General features: G+C 61.5%; 18 protein-coding genes. 11 read left to right on the forward strand and 7 right to left on the reverse strand.

The features are described from left to right. Positions 1–147 precede the first annotated feature (147 nt). From ASD07_RS16095 to ASD07_RS16105, 3 genes are all read left to right on the forward strand, one after another. The gene (locus ASD07_RS16095) at positions 148–540 is read left to right on the forward strand and encodes a response regulator (protein ID WP_055932356.1); all 393 of its coding nucleotides are present in this window, start codon (positions 148–150) and stop codon (positions 538–540) included. A 37-nt stretch (positions 541–577) separates the two neighbouring features. Further along, positions 578–1684, forward strand: coding sequence for an S-(hydroxymethyl)glutathione dehydrogenase/class III alcohol dehydrogenase (locus ASD07_RS16100; RefSeq protein WP_055932359.1), 1107 nt, complete (start codon positions 578–580; stop codon positions 1682–1684). Positions 1685–1859: 175 nt separating this feature from the next. Continuing rightward, a complete protein-coding gene (locus ASD07_RS16105) occupies positions 1860–3965 on the forward strand; it encodes a M56 family metallopeptidase (RefSeq protein ID WP_055932362.1) in 2106 nt (701 codons plus the stop codon). A gap of 46 nt (positions 3966–4011) precedes the next feature. Here the strand turns inward: ASD07_RS16105 and ASD07_RS32165 are convergent, their stop codons facing one another. Both ASD07_RS32165 and ASD07_RS16115 read right to left on the reverse strand, forming a co-directional pair. After that, positions 4012–7458 carry an EAL domain-containing protein gene (locus ASD07_RS32165; protein ID WP_055932365.1) on the reverse strand — a complete coding sequence of 1149 codons (3447 nt, stop codon included), beginning with the start codon at positions 7456–7458 and terminating at the stop codon, positions 4012–4014. Positions 7459–7537: 79 nt separating this feature from the next. Next, positions 7538–7846, reverse strand: coding sequence for a hypothetical protein (locus ASD07_RS16115; RefSeq protein WP_200953811.1), 309 nt, complete (start codon positions 7844–7846; stop codon positions 7538–7540). A gap of 130 nt (positions 7847–7976) precedes the next feature. Here ASD07_RS16115 and ASD07_RS16120 point away from each other — a divergent pair, with 130 nt between their 5' ends. Further along, on the forward strand, positions 7977–8498 hold the full coding sequence (locus ASD07_RS16120; protein ID WP_055932371.1) for a GNAT family N-acetyltransferase: 522 nt from the start codon (positions 7977–7979) through the stop codon (positions 8496–8498). Here ASD07_RS16120 and ASD07_RS16125 read toward each other — a convergent pair. Then, on the reverse strand, positions 8495–9418 hold the full coding sequence (locus tag ASD07_RS16125) for a DMT family transporter (RefSeq protein ID WP_055932374.1): 924 nt from the start codon (positions 9416–9418) through the stop codon (positions 8495–8497). The genes ASD07_RS16120 and ASD07_RS16125 overlap by 4 nt on opposite strands. Positions 9419–9532: 114 nt before the next feature. Here ASD07_RS16125 and ASD07_RS16130 point away from each other — a divergent pair, with 114 nt between their 5' ends. Beyond that, positions 9533–10705: a hypothetical protein gene (locus ASD07_RS16130; protein WP_055932377.1), complete on the forward strand. Its 1173-nt coding sequence runs from the start codon at positions 9533–9535 to the stop codon at positions 10703–10705. 178 nt (positions 10706–10883) lie between these two features. Here the strand turns inward: ASD07_RS16130 and ASD07_RS16135 are convergent, their stop codons facing one another. Continuing rightward, positions 10884–13190, reverse strand: a complete 2307-nt coding sequence (locus ASD07_RS16135; RefSeq protein ID WP_055932381.1) for a UvrD-helicase domain-containing protein — start codon at positions 13188–13190, stop codon at positions 10884–10886. A 161-nt stretch (positions 13191–13351) separates the two neighbouring features. Between ASD07_RS16135 and ASD07_RS16140 the strand changes: the two genes are divergently transcribed. The 5 genes from ASD07_RS16140 to ASD07_RS30260 all read left to right on the forward strand — a co-directional run bounded on the left by ASD07_RS16140 (position 13352) and on the right by ASD07_RS30260 (position 15994). After that, a complete protein-coding gene (locus ASD07_RS16140) occupies positions 13352–13603 on the forward strand; it encodes a hypothetical protein (protein WP_200951608.1) in 252 nt (83 codons plus the stop codon). Positions 13604–13690: 87 nt separating this feature from the next. Continuing rightward, positions 13691–14152, forward strand: coding sequence for a GNAT family N-acetyltransferase (locus ASD07_RS16145; protein ID WP_055932387.1), 462 nt, complete (start codon positions 13691–13693; stop codon positions 14150–14152). 60 nt (positions 14153–14212) lie between these two features. Beyond that, positions 14213–14350, forward strand: coding sequence for a hypothetical protein (locus tag ASD07_RS32320; RefSeq protein WP_373922081.1), 138 nt, complete (start codon positions 14213–14215; stop codon positions 14348–14350). 67 nt (positions 14351–14417) lie between these two features. After that, positions 14418–14609, forward strand: a complete 192-nt coding sequence (locus ASD07_RS16150; protein ID WP_055932389.1) for a hypothetical protein — start codon at positions 14418–14420, stop codon at positions 14607–14609. Positions 14610–15487: 878 nt separating this feature from the next. Next, positions 15488–15994: a dual specificity protein phosphatase family protein gene (locus ASD07_RS30260; RefSeq protein ID WP_082507377.1), complete on the forward strand. Its 507-nt coding sequence runs from the start codon at positions 15488–15490 to the stop codon at positions 15992–15994. Between the two features lie 46 nt (positions 15995–16040). On the opposite strand, the gene ASD07_RS16155 is transcribed toward ASD07_RS30260, so the two are convergent. The 3 genes from ASD07_RS16155 to ASD07_RS16165 are packed head-to-tail and all read right to left on the reverse strand — an operon-like array spanning position 16041 to position 18230. Further along, positions 16041–16820, reverse strand: a complete 780-nt coding sequence (locus tag ASD07_RS16155) for a BPSS1780 family membrane protein (RefSeq protein ID WP_055932392.1) — start codon at positions 16818–16820, stop codon at positions 16041–16043. Beyond that, on the reverse strand, positions 16821–17777 hold the full coding sequence (locus tag ASD07_RS16160; protein WP_055932395.1) for a homoserine kinase: 957 nt from the start codon (positions 17775–17777) through the stop codon (positions 16821–16823). It abuts the gene before it with no gap. 36 nt (positions 17778–17813) lie between these two features. Beyond that, complete coding sequence (locus tag ASD07_RS16165) at positions 17814–18230, reverse strand: hypothetical protein (protein WP_055932398.1); 417 nt, start codon at positions 18228–18230, stop codon at positions 17814–17816. Positions 18231–18339: 109 nt separating this feature from the next. On the opposite strand from ASD07_RS16165, the gene polA reads away from it, so the two are divergent. After that, entirely contained in the window at positions 18340–21093 is a 2754-nt protein-coding gene (gene polA, locus ASD07_RS16170; protein ID WP_055932401.1) for a DNA polymerase I, read from the forward strand. The last annotated feature ends 27 nt before the right edge of the window (positions 21094–21120 follow it).

The following is a 21120-nucleotide window of genomic DNA, read 5'->3' on the forward strand; positions in this document are numbered from 1 at the left end:
GCGGGCCGCGCGCTTGCTTTAGACTATTCCGGTGGGCCCCGACTCGCCCACCGTAATCCCCTTCAGCGGCCGCCCCTCCTTCGCGGCCCGGCAACATCCTTCGGCCCAGCTCCGCCGACCATCCCCTGCAGTGCGGAGAACCGCTTCATGAACATGCCATTTGATTTGCATCCGGCGCCACGGGTGCTGCACGTCGACCACGACGAAGATAGCGCCGTCGTCCTCGCCACCTTGCTGGCGCCTGAAATCCACGTGGTGCACGCATCGAGCTACAGCCAGGCGCAAAGCCAGTTGCAGCAAGGCGAGTTTGCCCTGGTGGTGATCGACCCCGACCTGCCGGACGGCGACGGCCACGCCTTGATCCGCTGCATGCGACAGACCGAGCAGAACACCCCGGTGCTGCTGTATTCGGGCAGCCAGCCGATGCTGCATCACCAGGCCCACGCCTTCCTGCCCAAGCCCTGGACTTCGCCGCGCCAGCTCTGGCGCACCGTGTCGCACATGCTGGGACTGGAGTCCACGCTGGCTGTCAGGAGTTAGGCTATGCTGTCGTCTTTATCAGTTTTGGAGTAGCGGGATGAAGACGAGAGCAGCTGTGGCATGGAAGGCGGGAGCGCCGCTGACCATTGAAGAAGTGGACCTGGATGGCCCGCGCGCGGGCGAGGTGCTGGTGGAGATCAAGGCCACCGGTATTTGCCATACCGACCACTACACCTTGTCCGGCGCCGATCCGGAAGGGCTGTTCCCGGCCATCCTTGGCCACGAAGGCGCAGGCGTAGTGGTTGACGTCGGGCCGGGCGTCACTTCGCTCAGGAAAGACGACCATGTGATCCCGCTGTACACGCCGGAATGCCGCCAGTGCAAATTCTGCCTGTCGCGCAAGACCAACCTGTGCCAGGCGATCCGCTCGACCCAGGGCAAGGGCCTGATGCCGGACGGCTCGAGCCGCTTCTCGCTGGACGGCAAGCCACTGTTCCACTACATGGGCACCTCCACCTTCTCCAACTACATCGTGGTGCCGGAGATTGCGCTGGCCAAGATCCGTCCCGACGCGCCGTTCGACAAGGTATGCTACATCGGCTGCGGCGTCACCACCGGCGTGGGCGCCGTGCTGTTCACTGCCAAGGTGGAAGCTGGTGCGAACGTGGTGGTGTTCGGCCTGGGCGGCATTGGCCTGAACGTGATCCAGGCGGCCAGGATGGTGGGCGCCGACAAGATCATCGGCGTCGACATCAACCCGGCGCGCGAAGCGATGGCGCGCCAGTTCGGCATGACCCACTTCATCAATCCGCGCGGCGTCGAGAACGTGGTGGACGCCATCGTGCAACTGACCGACGGCGGCGCCGATTACAGCTTCGAGTGCGTCGGCAATACGCAGCTGATGCGCCAGGCGCTTGAGTGCTGCCACAAAGGCTGGGGCAAATCGATTGTGATCGGCGTGGCGGCGGCAGGGCAGGAGATTTCGACCCGTCCGTTCCAGCTGGTCACCGGCCGCCACTGGCTCGGCTCCGCTTTCGGCGGCGCGCGCGGCCGCACCGACGTGCCGAAGATCGTGGACTGGTATATGGAAGGCAAGCTCAAAATCGATGAGCTGATCACCCACACCCTGCCGCTGGAACGCATCAACGAAGGCTTCGACCTGATGGAACGCGGCGAATCGATCCGCTCCGTGGTCGTGTATTAAGCATCCTGGGCGGCGAATTGCGCCGCCTGTCGCAAATCCCGCGCCGCGCTGCCGGCGCGCGGCTACATTGGCTCCTGAGCGCTTGCACCCGCATCTAGACAAAAAGTTCTAGACACAAAGATCTAGATCATTTAATCTAGTTTGCAAGGACACCATCAAACCGGAGCCGCCTGCCATGAGCAACCTGCTGAACGCCGTCATCCCCGCCCTGGGCTGGTCCCTGCTGCACTTCCTGTGGCAAGGCCTGCTGATCGGCTGCGTCGCGGCATTGCTCCTGAACGCCCTGCGCAATGCCCGGCCGCAAGCGCGTTACCTGGTCGCCTGCACCGCCTTGCTGATGTGCGCCGCACTCCCGCTGGCCCATTTCGCATGGCGCCTGGCCGACGCCGCCGACACCGGCTACGTACTGCCCGCCCCACTGGAAGCCACCGCCATCGCCGCCATCCCCGGCGTAGCAGGCGGGCAGGGCGGCGAAGCAGCGCTGGTCGACATTGATGCCATGGCATCCTGGGAATACCTGCTGCGCCGCCAGATGCCCTGGCTGGTGCTGCTGTGGGCCGCCGGCGCCGCGCTGATGACGCTGCGCCTGTCGCTTGGCCTGCAATGGGTGCGCACCCGCACCCTGCCCAATCATTACCACGCCGACGCCAGGTGGCAGGCACGCACCACCGCGCTGGCGCAGCGCATGGGCATTCGGCGCCTGGTGCGACTCGGCGTATCGGACGATGCGCTGGAAGGCCCGATCACGGCCGGTAGCCTGCGCCCGATCGTGCTGCTGCCAGCTTCGCTGGTCAGCGGCCTGCCGCCCGATTTGCTGGAAGCACTGCTGGCGCACGAGCTGGCGCATGTACGCCGCCACGACTACCTGGTCAACCTGGTCCAGAGCGGCATCGAGATTTTCCTGTTCTACCACCCCAGCGTGTGGATGCTGTCCCAATGCATCCGGCGCGAGCGCGAACAGATAGCAGACGACTTAGCCGCAAGCACGCTCGGCGAACCGCGGCGCCTGGCACTTGCACTTTCAGAGCTGGACAGATTCCAGTTCACCACCCATCACTTTGCTGCCCCTGCGGCAAACGGAGGAGACCTCATGTCCCGAATCAAACGCCTGATCCGTCCCGATGCACAGCCACTGAGCTGGAAGATGGCGACCCCGTTGTTAGGAATTTTTGCGGCCTGCGCCGCGCTGTATGCCCACGCGATGCCGCAAGCAGTGTCGCTCCCGGCCGCCAGCGCTGTTACCGCAGCCGCTCCCGACGCCGCGCCGGCAGGCGCCATGCTGTTGCACGTCACCGATGCCGACGACCCGCACGACGTGGAGCCCGCGCCACCGGCCCCGCCGGCGCCTCCCGCAGTCGCTGCGCCGCCCGCCCGCCCGGCCCCGCCGGTGGCCGAACTGGCGCCGCCCGCACCGCCCGCCGCGCCGATGGCCGCCGTACCGATGGCAGCCGTACCCGCTCCGCCCAAACCACCGAAGCCGCCGAAGGAACTGAAGGAGATCGAAAGCAGTAGCTACATCTCGATCGACGACGGCAGCCGCAGCGCCTACGCCTTCGTGCGTGACAACGACAAGCACCTGTCGGTGAACGGCTTCCACGGCGCGCCAAGCGACCTGACGATGCTGAAGCGCCTGCGCCAGGATACCAAGGGCGAATTCATCTACGTTCGCAAAGACGGCAAATCCTACGTGATCCAGGACCCGGTCCTGCTGGGCAAGGTGCGCGACCTCTGGAAGCCAGCCGAAGCGCAAGGAAAGCTGATGGATGAACAGGGCAAGCTGATGGACGTCCAAGGCAAGCAAGTGGAAGCGATGAGCGACCAGGTTGCGAAAGAAGTCGAAGCCGCCATGGGCAGCAAGGAGCAGCAAGCCCTGGAACGCGACCTGGAGCGCAAGATGGAACTGTCCGCACGGCAGCAAGAACGCATCGGGCGCGCCATGGAAAAAGCCGGCCGCAAGATGGCAATGGCCGACGACAAGACCCGCGCCCAGCTGGAACGCGACCTGGAAAGCCTGCGCAAGCAGATGGAACCGCTGTCGGCGGAAATGGCGCGTCAGGGCAGTGAGATCGGCGCCCGCCACGCCGCGCTGGCAGCACGCCAAGCCCCGATGGCCGCCATGCACGCCCGCATCGCCGAAGCCTCCAAACCGCTGCACGAAATGGGCCGCAAGATGGGCGAGCTGGGACGCGAACAAGGCCGCCTGTCGCGTGAAGCGGACAAAGCTTCGCGCGCCCTGATCGACGAAGCCATCAGCAACGGCAGCGCCAAGCCAGTCCTGTAATAAAAGTCGGGGTCAGGTCTGGGACTTGGTGACGCAGCCGGAATCCTCATGCGCGGGCCAGCTGTTCCGGCAACAGCAGCGCCTCGAATTCGGCCACCGGCAGCGGAGCGCCGAACAGGTAGCCCTGGAAGGCGCGGCAGCCCTGGTGTGCGAGATAGTTCTTTTGTTCCAGCGACTCAACGCCTTCGGCAATGGCCGACAGCCCCATGCTGTCGGCCAGGGTCAGGATGGTCTTGGTGATGGCGGCATCGTCGGCATTGTGCACGATGTCGCGCACGAAAGAGCGGTCGATCTTCAACTGGCACAGCGGCAGGCGCTTCAGGTAAGCCAGCGAGGAATAGCCGGTGCCGAAGTCGTCCAGGGAGATGCCGATGCCGGCCGCCTTCAGCAGCGCCATTTTGCCAATCGATGCTTCCACGTCGTCCAGCAGCAAGCCTTCGGTCAGCTCCAGCTTCAGCAAGTGCGGCGAGGCGCCGCTGCGCACCAGCGCGCCCATTACCTGCTCGACGAAGTCGGCCTGGTAGAACTGGCGCGGGCTGACGTTCACTGCTAATTCCAGCGAAGCTGTCAATGGTTCGTGCGCCCAGGCTACCAACTGGGCGCAGGCTTGCTCCAGTACCCAGGCGCCGAGCGGCAGGATCAGGCTCGACGCCTCGGCCGCAGCAATGAAGTGCATCGGCGGCACCAGGCCGCGTACCGGGTGCTGCCAGCGCAGCAGGGCTTCAGCGCCGGTGATGCGTCCTTCAGCATCGACTTGCGGCTGGTAGTGCAGCATGAACTGCCGCAGCGACAGGCCCTGGCGCAAGTCCGCATCAAGGGCGGCGCGGGCGCTGACCACGGTTTGCATGGCGGGGTCGAAGAAGCACATGGTATTGCGGCCGGCCGCCTTGGCCTGGTACATCGCGAGGTCGGTTTGCTTGAGGAGGTCCTCCAGGCTTTCCTGTTCGCCGCGGAACACCGTGATGCCGACACTGGAGGTGCAGCTGTGCTGGTGCGGGCCCATGATGTAAGGTTCGGTCTGCCTCGCCAGCAGCTTGGCGCCGATGGCGCGCGCCTGTTCGGCGGCCAGTTCGGTATCGTCGGACAGGTTCTCCAGCATGATCACGAATTCGTCGCCGCCCAGGCGCGCCACGGTATCGCTCTCGCGCACGCAGCCGACGAAGCGGCGCGCGGCCTGCTGCAGCAGCATGTCGCCAACGTTGTGGCCCAGCGTGTCGTTCAGGTCCTTGAAGTTATCCAGGTCGATGAACAGCAGCGCACCGCATTGGCCGGTGCGTGCGCTGGAAGCCAGCGCGTGCTGCAGGCGGTCCATCAGGCAGCGCCGGTTCGGCAACTGGGTCAGGAAGTCGAATAGCGCCAGGTTGCGGATTTCCTGCTCCGAGGCTTTGCGCTCGGTGATGTCGGTCAGCGCACACACGTGGTGGGTTATTTCGCCGGCCGCGTCGCGCACGGCCGTCACCACCAGCCAGCACGGGAAACGCCCTCCGCTCTTGCGCAGCTGCCATACTTCGCCCTGCCAGGCGCCATGGGCGGTTACACCATCCCAGATGCGCTGTTGCAGCGCGGAGTCGTCGCATACCAGCAGTTCGCGGTCCAGCGCATCGCGCTCGGAAAAGCCGGTGATGTCGGTGTAAGCGCGGTTGACGCGCAAGATCATGTGATCTGCATCGGTGATGGCCATGCCTTCCAAAGACTCGAATGCGGTGGCGGCAACGCGCAGGTCGGCGTCCGCCTTTTGCTTCTCGCGCAGGTAAAGCGCGGTGGCGGTGGCTGCGGCGACCAGCATGCTGCCCGTGAATTCGATCAGCATGAATAGCCAGAAGCGGCGCGTACCCTGGTGCTGCAAGGCCGGCAACGGCCGCGGCACCGTGACCGAGAGGCTGCCATCGGACAAGGAGCGGGATGCCAGCACGCTTGGGGTGCGCGCGCCGCCTATGCGCGCCGCGGCCGGCATGCCGGCAGCGTCCCAGGGTTCCAGCGAGACGCTGGCGAAACGTTCGCGCCCATAGCGCTGGCGGCGCTGCGCCGGGTCCAGCCGGCTCACGCGGGCCTCGGGCAAGGCCTGGTGGCGCAGGGTTGCATCGGCCGAGTGGATGATGACGCCGTTGCTGTCGGCCACCCAGGCTTGCGAAGGGCCTGCCATGGTGGCTAATGCGCCGGCATTCAACTTGACCACCGCGACGCCGAGGAATTTGTCGCCATCGCGCACGGCGTGGGCGTAGTACAGGGCGCCCGTCTGGCCGTCGCGGCCGACGCCATATTGCTGTCCTTCTTCGCTGGCGTGCGACTGGATGAAGTAGTCGCGGCTGGAGAAATTGCGGCCGACATACAAGGCCGTCTCGGCCAGGTTGCTGGTGGCGATGCAGGTACCGCCGGCATCGAGCACAAACATGCTGTCGACCTTCAAAGCGCGCGCAGTCTGCGCCAGCCGTTCGTTCGATGCCTGGTCTGCTGAGCCCTGCAGCGCTATGCTGCGGATGGCGGCATCACGCGCCAGCATCAAGGCGAAGCCGCGCAGTCGCGCCGTACTTTCTTCGATGCTGCTGGCGACGTTGTCGGCCTGGTCCTGTGCTACTTTCAGCTCATGCTGGTACACCTCGTCGGACATGCGCTGCTGGAAGTAGCTGGCGCCCAGCCACGCGATCACGCTCCAGCCGAGGATCAGCATGGCGATCAGGCGGTAGGAGCGCTCGAAGGTGAACAGGCGGCGCTTGCCGACATAGGTGGCGACAATGGTGACAACAATCAGCAGGCTGGTGAACACCAGGACGGAAGCAGCCAGTATGCTTGGACTGATGTGCGCAGTCTCCGCGACGTTGGCCGCGGCGCTGCTGCCACGGCCGTCGCGCACGAAATAGGCCGCGGCCATCGCGGTGTAGTGCATGCAGGCCACCGCCAGGCCCATCACCACGGAACTCCACAGCGGGGACGCCCAGCGTCCCTTTAATCGCGCCAGCCGGAACTTGAGCCACAAGGCCAGCGTTGCCATCGCCACGGCCACTGCGATCGACAGCAGGAACAGGCGCAGGTCGTACTGGATCATGCCGTCGAACTGCATGGCCGCCATACCGGTGTAGTGCATGGCGCCGATGCCGGCGCCAAGCAGGGTGCCGGCGATCCACAGCCGCGGCGTGTTGGGCGGGCCTTGGCTGATGACGTGCAAGGCCAGGCCGCTGGCCAACATGCCGGGTACGGTGGACAGGAGTGTCAGTCCGGCGTCATAGCTGTTGGTGCAGGGCAGGGTGAAGGCCAGCATGCCCACGAAGTGCATGGCCCAGATGCCCAGGCCCAGGCAGCCGCCGCCCGCAGCCAGCCACCCCGCGCGGCGTGCCCGATTCGCTGCGGAAGGCAGCAGCTGCGCTACCAGCAGCGCAGCGTAGGAAGCGAAGATAGCGACCGCCACTGACAGGGTGACCAGCACGGCGTCGTAGTGGCCAAGGTAGAGCACACTGCTGTCGGGCGCGCCGAGGACGAGGATCAGGTAGTCGAACATTGCAACCCTTATCGGTTTGTATTGCAGTGTGGGCAGCGCTCTCCTCAATCTAACAGAAAAAAATCCCCGCAGAAATCAACTACTTAAAGGCAAGGTACTGCGCAGCCAAGGTTCCGACCAGGCGGCGACCTTGGTTGCTGCCTGCAATCCACTCTTCGGGGGGGAATAGGTCGAACAGGCCGACCTTGGCGACGGTCGGGATGGCTGCTTCCAGTTGCTGTTCAAGGTCGCCGCGTTCGCCGGCGTTATACAACTCGATATTGCGCAGCATGGTGGCGACAGTGCCGGTTTGCACCTTGCTGCCGTCTTTTAGCTGCACCAGCGGCAGCGATTCGCCGTCGGCGAGGATTTTCTGGTTGATGGCAGCGAGGTCATTAGGGGTATTCATTATTGCTCCTTTCATATGTGTGAGGCGCATATTCGCACGTCCCGCCGCGTCTTCAAGGCCCCGAATCACAGCTTGGCGGTTTCGCGACAACATGTGGCGAAAACCCATCATTCAGTACAATGCAACCACCATGCAAACGAGAGTCCTGACACCCGGCGATGCCGCCGCCTATCATTCCTTGCGCCTGGAAGGCCTGCGCGAAGCGCCTTCGGCATTCACGGCCAGCGTTGAAGAAGAGTCCACCACGCCACTCAGCGAAATCGCGAGGCGCCTGTCGCCAGGATCGGGACGCGAATATTTAGGCGTGTTCAATGAGGAGGCCTTGGTTGCGATCGCGCGCGTGGATCGCGACAGCAGCTCAAAGCAACGCCACCGCGCCCACATTCGCGGCGTGTACGTCTCTACCGCCCATCGAGGGAAAGGCGCTGCGCGCAAGCTGATGGAGCGGGCGCTGGACTGTGCCGCTTCACTGGAAGGTGTGACCCACGTCAGCCTTGCCGTCACGGCCGGCAACGAAGCTGCGCAAAAACTGTATGAGTCGCTGGGCTTTAAGGCCTGGGGCTATGAGCCTGCCGCGCTGGTTGTCGATGGCGTGAGGTACGACGAGATCCCGATGACGAAGGTGCTCGCGCCCGATGCCAGGGACACTTAAAGCAGTTTGATGACCGCCACGCCGGCCAGCAGCAGCACGACGCCAGTCAGCCGCAGCGCCGAAACGTCGCGTTGCGGCAGACGGAACCAGCCATGCCGGTCGACGAAGACAGACGCCACTTGCTGCCCGGCGACCGTCAACCCGACTGCAGCCGAGGCACCGATGACCGGAATCGCGGTAAAGACGGTCGTGACATAGATCGCGCCGGCGAAGCCGCCGAGCCATCCCCACCAGGGCATGGAAGGCAGGCCTTGCAACGTAGGCGCCGGTGCGCGCAGTACCGTGGTCGAAAACAGCAGCGCCACAGCCATCGCCAAGGTGGCGACCAGGAAGCTTACGGCACCAACCACCAACGGCGCACCGAGATCATGTCGCAGCAAGCCGTTCACCACGCCCTGAACCGGCAGCACTGCACCGGCAAGCAAGGCGAGCATGATCCAGCCGGCCTTGCCCGCTACCGGGTGTGATTGCCGGCCAGACTGCCCCTTCACGATGATCGCGGCCCCCGCCAGGAGTGCCAGCATGCCGACGGCAAGCGGGGCATCGACTGTACGCGGTGCGCCGCCGGCCAGTCCGGTGACATCAAGGACAAATGACGCCAGCATCTGGCCCGCAATGAAGAGTCCTACTGAAACAATTGCGCCGAGGCGCGGAAACAGCAGGATGGTGGAAACGACATAGATGGCGCTCGCTACCCCGCCGACTGCATGCCACCAAGGTACGTGGGGCAGGGCGGCGGCGGCGGTCAGCGTCCCCGTAAGCAGGGCAAGCACCAGCAGCGCAAGCGTGCCGACCGACAGTTGCAGCGTGGTCGCCGCAAAGGGACTGCCGGTTGCTTTGGACAGTTGCGCATTCGCGCCCGCTTGCACAGCGAGCAGTCCGCCGGCAAACAGCGATGCCGGGATCAGAAGGGTTTCCATGTTTAGCCTCCGAAGAAAATGTGAGTGACGGTCGCGCCCACTGTAGGCTATGCTTCATTGCATGGATATTCCCAATAATCGCGTTTGAGCTATGCAAAAACGCAGAATGAGACTATGAATCAATACGCTACCTACGCCGCTTTGAAAAGCGAAATGGTTGCGTCGGTGGGCTATGCCGGGAGGCTGGAAGTTCCAACCGCGCTGGTGCGAAAAATCGCAGAGTTCCTCGATGCATATCCGGACGACTCGATGACGACTTACTACGCCAATTCATTGCTTGACCAGTTCTATCGAAAAAGAACGAAAGAACGTTCGATCAGGCTATTTGAATTATTGAGCTCATTCCTGAAGAACAAGAGTCCGCTCATCGACTTGTTCTTGCATCGGGTAGCCTGGCGACAGGACCGCTTCCGCGCTGAACAATGCTTTGACGCCGCAACAATCTGGTCAGCGATACGCGATCTTGACGATGGCTACGACAAGGCAAACTGCATTGGCCAATATGCTTACCTGCTTACCGACGAAGTCGCCAGCCAGGCGTACCACACCATCCTCGAACTCCACGAACCGTACAAAACAAGGGCTCTTGCCGGCATCTACCCCAGGATGGATACGCTTCGCAAAACGGAGATCCTGAGCTACTTGCTGCAACAATTTGCCTCCGGATCTTCTGCGGCCGCGTATCGTCTTAAGTTCATGTTCCCGTACATGGATAGTGCCTCCCGAGCCAAAGTGGTAGCCGCCCACCTTGGCCTGCCGGACGTACCGGAGGGGCTCATTGCCTATCTTGTTGTCCGCAACGCAGCCTATTTCGAGTACGACGATGCAGTCAGGCTGGCGGCCAGGGCCAGACTTTTCGAGTCGGACTATTACAGGAACCGCTGCCTGCTTAAACTAGCCGCCTTTCTGCACGACGGGGAAGTCGAAAAACTGTATGAGCAGTTTATGTTGGACTTCAACACGCAGCCGGCTACCTCAGCGAGGATACATAACCTGTACCATTTTGGATCGGTGCTGAAAACGCTGGACCCGACTCGCGTCATCAGCCTGGCACTGGAAAAAATTGAGTGCCTTGACGATTCCGCAAGCGACTATTACGAGCAAGCCAAGTATGGCGAAATGATGTTTGTCATGCCGCTGCTGACCGAAGCTCACAGGGAGCGGGCATTCGGCATCGCAGGGACGATCAGGGGGCGCTACGGGAAAGCTGTCGTGTCGAAGCTGAACGCCCATTTCACAAACAGCAAAGACTTTTGTGACTTCAGGGGGGCTCCGATATTCTATTGAATGGAAATTGCAGGTCCAACGGAAATCCAGGTCTTCGCTGCACCGCCAGGTATGTACGGGATCCCTATCACGTTGAAGTAAGCATGCTTTGAGCGAAACGCATTATGTTTCTTATGCCAGGGCATAGCATGATTCAAATACGGGGCGGGAATGGGACATCCCCGCCCCGGGGATGGAGTTAGATCCGTTCCAACTTCGCGACCGAGAGGTCGAGCACCTTCATGCCGAAGGAGCCGAAGTTGATTTGCGCGCGGCAGTTGGCGCCACTGCCTTCGAGATTGACGATCACGCCTTCGCCGAACTTGGCGTGGGCGACCGATTCGCCGATGCGCCAGCCACCGGAGGCACCGGAGCGTTCGTTCATGCGCGCCGCCAGGCGATTGTCGGCGCTTGGCACGGACGGCATTTCATCCCATGCCGACTTGCGTGAACCGGTAGAGAACCAGTTGTTCTGCACGCGTGCCGTCAGCCACTTCAGCGATTCCTCCGGCAGTTCGTCGAAGAAGCGCGACTTCATGTTGTAGCGCGTCTGGCCGTGCAGCATGCGGGTCTGGCAGAACGACATGTACAAGCGCTTGCGCGCACGTGTGATCGCAACATACATCAGGCGACGCTCTTCCTCCACGCCGCCTTCTTCTTTCGAGCTGCTCTCGTGCGGGAACAGGCCTTCTTCCAGGCCGGTGATGAAGACATTGTCGAACTCCAGGCCCTTGGCCGAGTGCACCGTCATCAGCTGCAGCGCATCCTGGCCTTCCTGGGCCTGGTTGTCGCCGGCTTCCAGCGAAGCGTGGGACAGGAATGCGGACAGAGGCGACATCACGGTCGCCAGCGGAGCATCGGCGTCGATGATCTCCACGCCGTCTGCTACCACCACTTGCGCGCCGGCGGAGGCCGAAGCCTGCGGACCGAGGTGCGCAGGCGCCCCCTGTCCGAAGCCTTCTTCGGACACGAACTGCGTAGCAGCGCTGACCATCTGCTCCAAGTTCTCGACGCGGTCGGCGCCTTCCTTCTCATTCTGGTAATGCAGCAGCAGGCCGGAGGAATCCAGCGTGATCTTCACCAGTTCCGGCAGTGCCAGTTGCTGGGTCTCGAAGCGCACCCCCTCAATCAGCTTGGTAAAGGCGGCCAGCGAGGTGCCGGCCTTGCCGACCATGTACGGCACTGCGGCGTACAGCGAGCAGTTGTAGGTGGCTGCTGCGTTCTGCAGTTGCTCAATCGAGCGCGCACCGATGCCGCGCGCCGGGAAATTCACCACGCGCAGGAAGGCCGAATCGTTATGCGGGTTGTCCATCAACTGCAGGTAAGCGATGGCATGCTTGACCTCAGCGCGCTGGAAGTAGCGCAGGCCGCCGTACACGTGGTAAGGCATGCCGGCCGAGAACAGGGCATGTTCGATCACGCGCGACTGCGCATTCGAGCGGTACAGGATCGCGACTTCGCGGCGCAGGGCTCCCTCGGCGATCAGCGACTTGGCTTCTTCAATGATCCACTGCGCTTCCTGCAGGTCCGAGCTGGCTTCGTACACGCGTACCTGCTCGCCATGGCCGGCGTCGGTGCGCAGGTTCTTGCCCAGGCGGCGGCTGTTGTTGGCGATCAGCAGGTTGGCCGAATCCAGGATGTGGCCGTGCGAGCGGTAGTTCTGTTCCAGCTTGATCAGGTTCTTGACCTGGAACTCGCTTTCGAAGGCCTGCATATTGCCTACGTTGGCGCCGCGGAAAGCGTAGATGCTCTGGTCATCGTCGCCCACGGCGAACAGCGCGCCGCCGAATGGCGAGGCATGGCCAGCCATCAGTTTCAGCCAGGCGTACTGCAGGTTGTTCGTATCCTGGAACTCGTCGACCAGGATGTGGCGGAAGCGTTGCTGGTAGTGCTGGCGCAGCGGTTCGTTGCGCGACAACAGTTCGTAGGTGCGCAGCAGCAGTTCGGCGAAATCCACCACGCCTTCGCGCTGGCACTGGTCGTCATAGAGCTGGTACAACTCGACCAGTTTGCGCTCCAGCGCGTCGTAGGCCTCCACCTGCGAGGCGCGCAAGCCCTGGTCTTTGTTGTTATTGATGAAGTACACCACCTGCTTCGGCGGGAACTTTTCATCGTCGATATTGTTCGCCTTCAGCAGGCGCTTGATCATCGATAGCTGGTCTTGCGAATCGAGGATCTGGAAAGTCTGCGGCAGGGCCGCATCCTTGTAGTGGGTGCGCAGCAAGCGGTTGCACAGGCCGTGGAAGGTGCCGATCCACATGCCGCGTGTATTGATCGGCAACATGGCGCTCAGACGGGTGAGCATTTCCTTTGCCGCTTTGTTGGTAAAGGTCACCGCCAGCACGCCGGACGGGGATACCTGGCCAGTCTGGATCAGCCACGCGATACGGGTGGTCAGCACGCGCGTCTTGCCCGATCCGGCACCGGCCAGAATCAGGGCATTTTGCGGTGGCAGGGTGACTGCTGCGAGTTGTTCGGGATTGAGGTTGTGGAGGAGATTTTGCATCCCTCCATTATACCGGCGCAGCGCTTGGGAGGCCGGGAGACGGGGCGTGGCGGCTGGCTGGTCTCGTCATTGGTGATTGATAGGCCCGGAGTTTGGCGTCATAATTAGGTTTGTTAAAACGTTAATATGATGCCGAATTTACGTTGGGCCCGGATATGACAATGGACACATCAGATCAAACCAAGCTTCTTGCGAAGGCGCTCTACGAAATTCGGCTGCTTCTTTCTGGCTATCTTGGCAGTTCCGTGGACGCAGACATGTCGGTGCGCATCGCGGCGCACATCGCGTATGCTCTCCATAATGAGGCTTTAGCAGTTTGTGACGGAGACACCTTTGACTTGGCTGGCGCTACCAAAAAAATCGAGGCAATTGATCGCTTGCTCGATCAACGAGTGAGCGAACGCTTGTTATGAAAGCGCTTTTGCCCAACCATTCCGTCAACCGGGCCTCCGCAACGCTGCTCGTTGCTATGGCCGCTTACGTTCAACGTTGGGTCTCACATGGTTAAGGTCAGGCTTGCTAAGAATGCTGACGTACCTCAAGTTGGCGCGCTTTACGTCGAGGCTGGATACGGTGGTGGGATCGATGAAAACGACACAGTAATTGTTGCCACCGCGAGCGAGAAAATTGTTGGTGCGGTACGCTTATGTTCTGAAGATGGCGTCACAGTGCTTCGAGGCATGCAGGTCAGCGAAACGTTCCAAAGGCAAGGAATCGGTTCGCAGTTGCTGAAGGCTTGTGCCGGGCATATGGACATTGGCCAAGCGTTTTGCCTGCCATATTCACACCTCGCGGAGTTCTACGGTGCCGCGTCGTTTGAAGCCGTCAGTGCCGAAGAGCTGCCGGACTTTTTGGCCAAGCGGCTATACTCATATTTGGCTCGGGGCCAAGACGTTATTGCTATGCGGCGTAATGGGCTCGACCAAGCATTCCAGCCGACGCCTTCGGCGCGGCTGAATTAGCACGTTGGACTATCGATCAATGACGTACGATCCTATTACCGAAGTAGAAGATACGACGTTGTGCTTTGGATGGAGGAGGCCGTTGCGCTTCGTGGTTTCAAACCACCTAAGATCGCAGTTCATTCCGCCAACTCTTCGGCAAGGGATAAGATGATCGCAGGTATCCTATCTCTCGAACGTCTGGTAGCCAGAACATGAGCCCCATCGCTAATCATAGGTTCCGTTGGACGCCTAAGGGCGCCGCTGAGCAAGCACGTTGTCCCATATGAATAATCTCTTGATGCTCTTCTTTGTAGCCTTCCTTTCAGCGAACGCGCTTGCCCAGAGCTCGGAGCCTCACAACTACAAGCCAGCCGCTGGTTATGTGCCGGACGCCGCAACTGCGGTGGCGTCGCAGTTGCAGAAATCTCCAGAGATGATGCCACCGTTCGTCGCATTAGCCATGGCAAGTAAATAGTCCAACAATTCAGTCAGCAGGACGCGCGCCCCCTGATTGGCGTACGTTGGAAAAAGAAGCATGAATTCCTTGTCACCGCTGCACTAAATTATGCTCTTCGCCATTTGCTATGCGTTTCTATTGTGCACGCATGCCTTATTGAATAAGCGCGACTTCAAACAAAGCCCTGAAAAGCGGGAGCGGTACAATGCACTTCCCCGTTACTACAAATTTTGTTGCTGGTTCGTCGTCATGCCGATGTTTGCGGGGGGGAATACTTATACCTTGGCTTTTCATGTTTTCGTTGGTGGGCTTCTTCCTTCTTGAGGCTGCATGCATTAGGTGGTACCGCCGTAGGGGGCTATTCGGATGAGTGCATTCTTGTATGAGGGGCGGTCGAATACCGCTGGCCGCGCGCACGGAATTTGCCAAGAATGCGTTCGCCCTAGAGCCTACATGAAGCTTCTCGCGATTTTCAAATCCTGCAAAATTCTCACCGCCTGTGGCGCCAGCCCAGTTGAATCATGGCACGTCTGATGTGCTATCGGCCAAAGTAGACCGTCATCGACTATTGAGGAACATGTGCCTACATTGAATGACCGGGATATCCAGGCTGTGGTGGATCTAGAGGCTGACCGGCTCCTCCGCTTGAATCCATGTGAACTGATGCAGATTCAATCTCACGACCTCGTTCGCGTCGTTGGCAATAGTGAGATCTGCGTTCATGTGAGTCCGTGTTACGTGCTGTCTGCCTTATAATTCAGCTTCTCGTGCGTCCAGGATAGAAGGGGCCGACAACCTGGAACGTTGTCTGGCCAAATTATAGATAGTAGAGTTCACCCGTATGCTGAGAGCAATGTACCGCTTCGCATACGTCGAATAGCGAGGAATATATTCCTATGTCAGCGGAAGTTTACTGGGTTCGTGATATCGAACCTCTAAGGCTAGCAATCATGCCTCGTCCTCGAGGTGGTGATTGGCTTGAAGATGAAATCGCAGGCTGGAAACGGTCAGGGGTCACCCATGTCGTCAGCCTGCTGCATCGATATGAAATCGAAGAACTGTCCATTTCAAATGAGGCGGCACTTTGCAAGGTTAGCGGGATCGAGTACAAGTCATTGCCGATTCAAGATCGAAGTACGCCCGCTTCTTCAGCGGACTTCTTCGCGCTGGTACACGAGTTGACTTCGCTGGTGCAAAACAATCACGGCGTTGCGGTGCATTGTCGCGCTGGCATTGGTCGTTCCGGCCTCACTGCTGCTTGCGTACTACTGAAGCTTGGAATTCCCGCAGCGGAGGCATTTGCGATTCTGTCGCGAGCTCGCCGCCTGCCGGTCCCTGATACGCAGTCTCAGGTCGAGTGGTTTCATTCGGTCGCTGTCCCTCGGCTTCTGCAGCGAATCTAAGCCAATGCGTAAGCGAATCACCCTGATACGGGAGCCCGGCGGCAGACTATGTCGGCGTTTGCGTCGGCCCTGCGCCAGGCAAATTCGGCTCGCCGAATATGCCTTTGTAGGCCGCGTACACCGAGCATTGAATGATCATTGCGATGACCATCAGGACTGACTGCTGCACTGCTGCGCCAAGTAGTGTTTCGCCGAACAGTATTATCACCATACTCGACAACAGCATCACAATCACTACCCACGACAGGAAGTACAGCAGGAAGGGACGCAAGGCACGCCATACCCCGAAGAAGCTGAAGAAAAGTGCTTTGCCGACGCCCATCTGCTGCCAGAAGATCAGCAGTGCCGCAAACAGCATGGCCATGCTGACTGGCAGGGAAACCAGGAAGACAACCAAAATGGCAAAGTTTACATTGCCATTGGCTGCCACCGCGCTGGCCTTCATCTTCTGCTCCACTAACTGGCGCATGGTATCGAGACCGACAATGCTCGCAAACACGAAGGTGAGCAAGATCAGCACAATCACAAACAGCGTGCCCAATCCAGCAAGGCGCGGAAAGACCGGTTTCTGGAAGATAGGGTGCAGCATTTCCGGCGTCAGTTTCTGCTGGCGGTCAGCTGCTGCGCAGGCTTGCACGAACACGGCTGTGAACACCGGAGCGAGAATCATCGGCAGCAACTGTCCCAGCAGGGGAATAATCCCCATTATCATCCCCGCCACCAGATAGGCCAGCATCAGCAGCATCAGCCCGCCGGGCTGCTTGCGGAAGATGGCGAAGCCTTCGCGGATCCAGGCGATGCCTGCGCTGGCGGGTAAATGACTCATTTAATACAACTCCGGGGCCGGTACGGCAATGCGTGTGCGCAGGATGCGCTCAAAGTGGGTAGGGTCGTGCGGCGTCAGCATTTCGGCGGCGCGCGGCAAATAAAAATCGTACAGTCTCGATATCCAGAAGCGCAATGCTCCGGCGCGCAGCAGGGCAGGCCACAGCGAGTGCTCGGCGGCCGTGAATGGCCGCACGGCGTGGTAGGCGTCCAGCATGGCGCGCACGCGTGCTTCGTCGAGCGCGCCGGTGGCGAGGTCGATGCACCAGTCGTTGACGGTCACGGCGACATCGAACAGCCAGCTATCGCAGCCTGCGAAGTAGAAGTCGAAGAAGCCGGTCAGGCGCTCGCCGTCGAACATCACGTTGTCGCGGAACAGGTCGGCGTGCACCGGGCCGCGCTGCAGCGTGTGGTAGTCGGCGGAAGCATGCAGCGCTTCCTGGAATTTCATCTCGTCGTGCAGCAGGTGGGCTTGTTCCAGCGCCAGGTGCGGCAACACGGCGGCGGTAGCTTCGCGCCACCACGGCAGGCCGCGCAGGTTGGGCTGGTGCAGCGTGAAGTCCTGGCCGGCAAGGTGCATGCGCGCCAGCATGGCGCCAACGGCGGCGCAGTGCACCGGCTGCGGCGCCATTTGCGGCTTGCCTTCGAGCTTGGAGACGATGGCGGCCGGCTTGCCGTGCAGCGGGACGCAGAGTTCTCCCTGGCCGTTGGGCACGGGCGCAGGCACCAGCACGCCGTGTTCGGCGAGGTGGCGCATCAGCTGCAGGTAGAACGGCAGCTGCTCGAACGTCAGGTTTTCAAAAATTGTGAGCACGAACTCGCCGCGCTCGGTAGTCAGGAAAAAATTGCTGTTCTCGATGCCGGACGCGATGCCTTTCAGCGCGACGGCTTTGCCAAGGGGGAATTGCTTGATCCAATGGCCGACATCTTCCAGTGAGACCGGGGTAAAAACTGCCATGAGAAACCAGGTTAAGTGTTCGTACGGGGCGCGCGCTTATTTAGTTGACGCGGCCGGCTGGGCTGGCGGTGGAGGCGGCGGGCCGTCCTCCTTGTCCGCTTCCTCGGCAGAGCGTTTCTTCTTCTTGGCGAGGAGGTCGAACTCCAGCACGGTCCACTGCGGGCCACGGTTGGCCGAGCCGGCTGCATCGCCGGGCAGTGCGCTGCCAGCCGGGGTATTCGGCTTGACGGTATACGTGCTTCCGCCGCTCTTGACCTTGGCTTCGGTCACGCGGCCACCTTCGCGCTTTTCCACAATCCTGGTTTGCGTGCTCGGCTTGGCCGAGACGGTTACCGGATTGTCGACTTCCTCGATGCGTTCCAGTTGCTGCGGCTGGGGCGGGGCAGACTGCGCCACGGCGCCGGTGGCCAGCAGGACGAAGGGAAGGGCAAGCCAGGAAGTTTGGGCGCGCATGATGGGATTTCGTTCAATTTATTGGTTTAACCATTGTATCAAATGCCCTCCTGTCCCGTTGTAAAACTCTGCGATAATGGAATATTGAGATTTACACCACTCTCCCGCTATGCAAAAGACCCTGTTGCTGGTCGATGGTTCCAGCTACCTGTACCGTGCCTTCCACGCCCTGCCTGACCTGCGCAGCGCCGAAGGCCATCCCACCGGCGCCATGCACGGCATGGTCAATATGCTACGCCGCCTGCGCGCCGACTTCCCGGCTGCCTACATCGCTTGCGTGTTCGACGCCAAGGGCAAGACCTTCCGCGACGATATGTATCCCGACTATAAGGCGACCCGCGCGCCGATGCCGGATGACCTGCGCCTGCAGATCGAGCCGATCCATGAGGCGGTGCGCGCCATGGGCTGGCCGATCCTGATGGTAGAAGGGGTGGAGGCCGACGACGTGATCGGCACGCTGTCGGTGCAGGCCGAACAGGCCGGCCTGGACGTGGTGATCTCCACCGGCGACAAGGACCTGGCGCAGCTGGTCACGCCGAAAGTCATGCTGATCAATACCATGACCAATGAAAAGCTGGACGAGGCGGGCGTGCTGGCCAAATTTGGCGTGCCGCCGAACCGCATCATCGATTACCTGACCCTGATCGGCGATACCGTCGACAACGTGCCGGGCGTGGCCAAGTGCGGCCCGAAAACTGCACTGAAATGGCTGCAGGAATACGATAGCCTGGCTGGCATCATGGCAAACGCCGACAAGATCGGTGGCGTAGTGGGCGGCAACCTGCGCTCGGCGCTGGAGTGGCTGCCGAAGGGCCGCGAGCTGATTACCGTGAAGACCGATTGCGACCTGTCGGCGCACATGATGTCGATTTCCGAATCGCTGGGCGCCAAGGATGAAGACCGCGAGCAGCTGGTTGCCTTCTTCACCAAGTACGGCTTCAAGACCCTGCTGCGCGAGCTGTCCGGCCTGACCCCGGCCGCTCCGGCGCCGGGCAGTGCGGCTGCCGCTGCGCCGGCACCGGGCGCCACGGCTGACCTGTTTGCCGCGCCGCCGGCCACCATCAGCTACGAGACCGTGCTGACCGAGGAACAACTGGCAGCGTGGATGGCGCGCATCGATGCCGCCGAGCTGACGGCGATCGATACCGAAACCACGTCGCTGGAGCCGATGCTGGCCGAGATGGTGGGCATCTCGCTGTCCACCGAGCCGGGCATCGCTTGCTATATCCCGCTGGCGCACAGCTACCCGGACGCGCCGCAGCAGCTGCAGCGCGACTGGGTGCTGTCCAAGCTGAAGCCGTGGCTGGAAGACGGGACCAAGCCGAAGCTGGGCCAGAACCTGAAGTACGACGCGCACATCTTCGCCAACCATGGCGTGACCCTGCGCGGCGTCGTGCACGACACCCTGCTGCAATCGTACGTATTCGAATCGCACCGCACCCACGACATGGACAGCCTGGCGCTGCGCCACCTGAACCACAAGACCATCGCATACGAAGAAGTGTGCGGCAAGGGCGCCAGCCAGATCGGTTTCGACCAGGTTGAAATCGGCCGCGCCACTGACTACGCGGCGGAAGATGCCGACATCACGCTGCGCCTGCACCTGGCGATGCATGGCCAGGTCTCGGGCGACGAAGGCCTGACCCGCATCTACAACACGATCGAACTGCCGACCGCGGTCGTGCTGCAAAAGATCGAACGCAACGGCGTGCTGATCGACGCCGGCCTGCTGGCGACCCAGTCCAACGAACTGGGCGCGCGCATCCTGGAACTGGAACAGAAAGCCTATGAACTGGCAGGCCAGCCGTTCAACCTCGGCTCGCCGAAGCAGATCGGCGAGATCTTCTTCACCAAGCTGGAACTGCCGGTGGTGAAAAAGACCCCGAGCGGCGCCCCTTCCACCGACGAGGAAGTGCTGCAAAAGCTGGCCGAAGACTATCCGCTGCCGAAAGTGCTGCTGGAATACCGCGGCATGGCCAAGCTCAAGTCGACTTACACCGACAAGCTGCCGAAGATGATCAACAGGGCCACCGGCCGCGTGCATACCAACTATGCGCAAGCGGTGGCGATCACGGGCCGCCTGGCGTCGAACGATCCGAACCTGCAGAACATCCCGGTGCGCACCGCCGAAGGCCGCCGCATCCGCGAAGCGTTCATCGCTCCGCCGGGCGCCCACATCGTGTCGGCCGACTACTCGCAGATCGAGCTGCGCATCATGGCGCATATCTCGGGTGACGAGGCGATGCTGCGCGCCTTCGCGGAAGGGGAGGACATCCACCGCGCTACCGCCGCCGAAATATTCGGCGTGGCGCCGGCCGACGTGCAGCCGGAGCAGCGCCGCTACGCAAAGGTAATCAATTTCGGCCTGATCTACGGCATGAGCGCCTTTGGCCTGGCAGCCAACCTGGGCATCGACCGCACTGCAGCACAGAACTATATCGACCGCTATTTCGCCCGCTTCTCCGGCGTCAAGCGCTATATGGATGAAACCCGTGCCGAAGCCAAGGCGCAGGGCTTTGTGCAGACCGTGTTCGGCCGCCGCCTGTGGCTGCCGGAGATCAATTCGCCGAACGGCCCGCGCCGCCAGGGTGCCGAGCGCGCGGCGATCAATGCGCCGATGCAGGGTACGGCGGCCGACCTGATCAAGCTGGCCATGATCGCGGTGCAGGACTGGCTCGAGCGCGAAGGCCTGGCAAGCAAGATGATCATGCAGGTGCATGATGAACTGGTGCTGGAAGTGCCGGATGCCGAGCTGGCGCTGGTCAGGGACATGCTGCCGAAGCTGATGTCGGGTGTGGCGGAACTCAAGGTGCCGCTGGTGGCGGAAGTCGGAGTTGGCTGCAATTGGGAAGAGGCTCACTAAAGATGCCTGCTGATCGCCAAAATTTGT

The sequence above is a fragment of the Duganella sp. Root336D2 genome (assembly GCF_001425005.1).
Classification (GTDB): domain Bacteria; phylum Pseudomonadota; class Gammaproteobacteria; order Burkholderiales; family Burkholderiaceae_D; genus Rugamonas.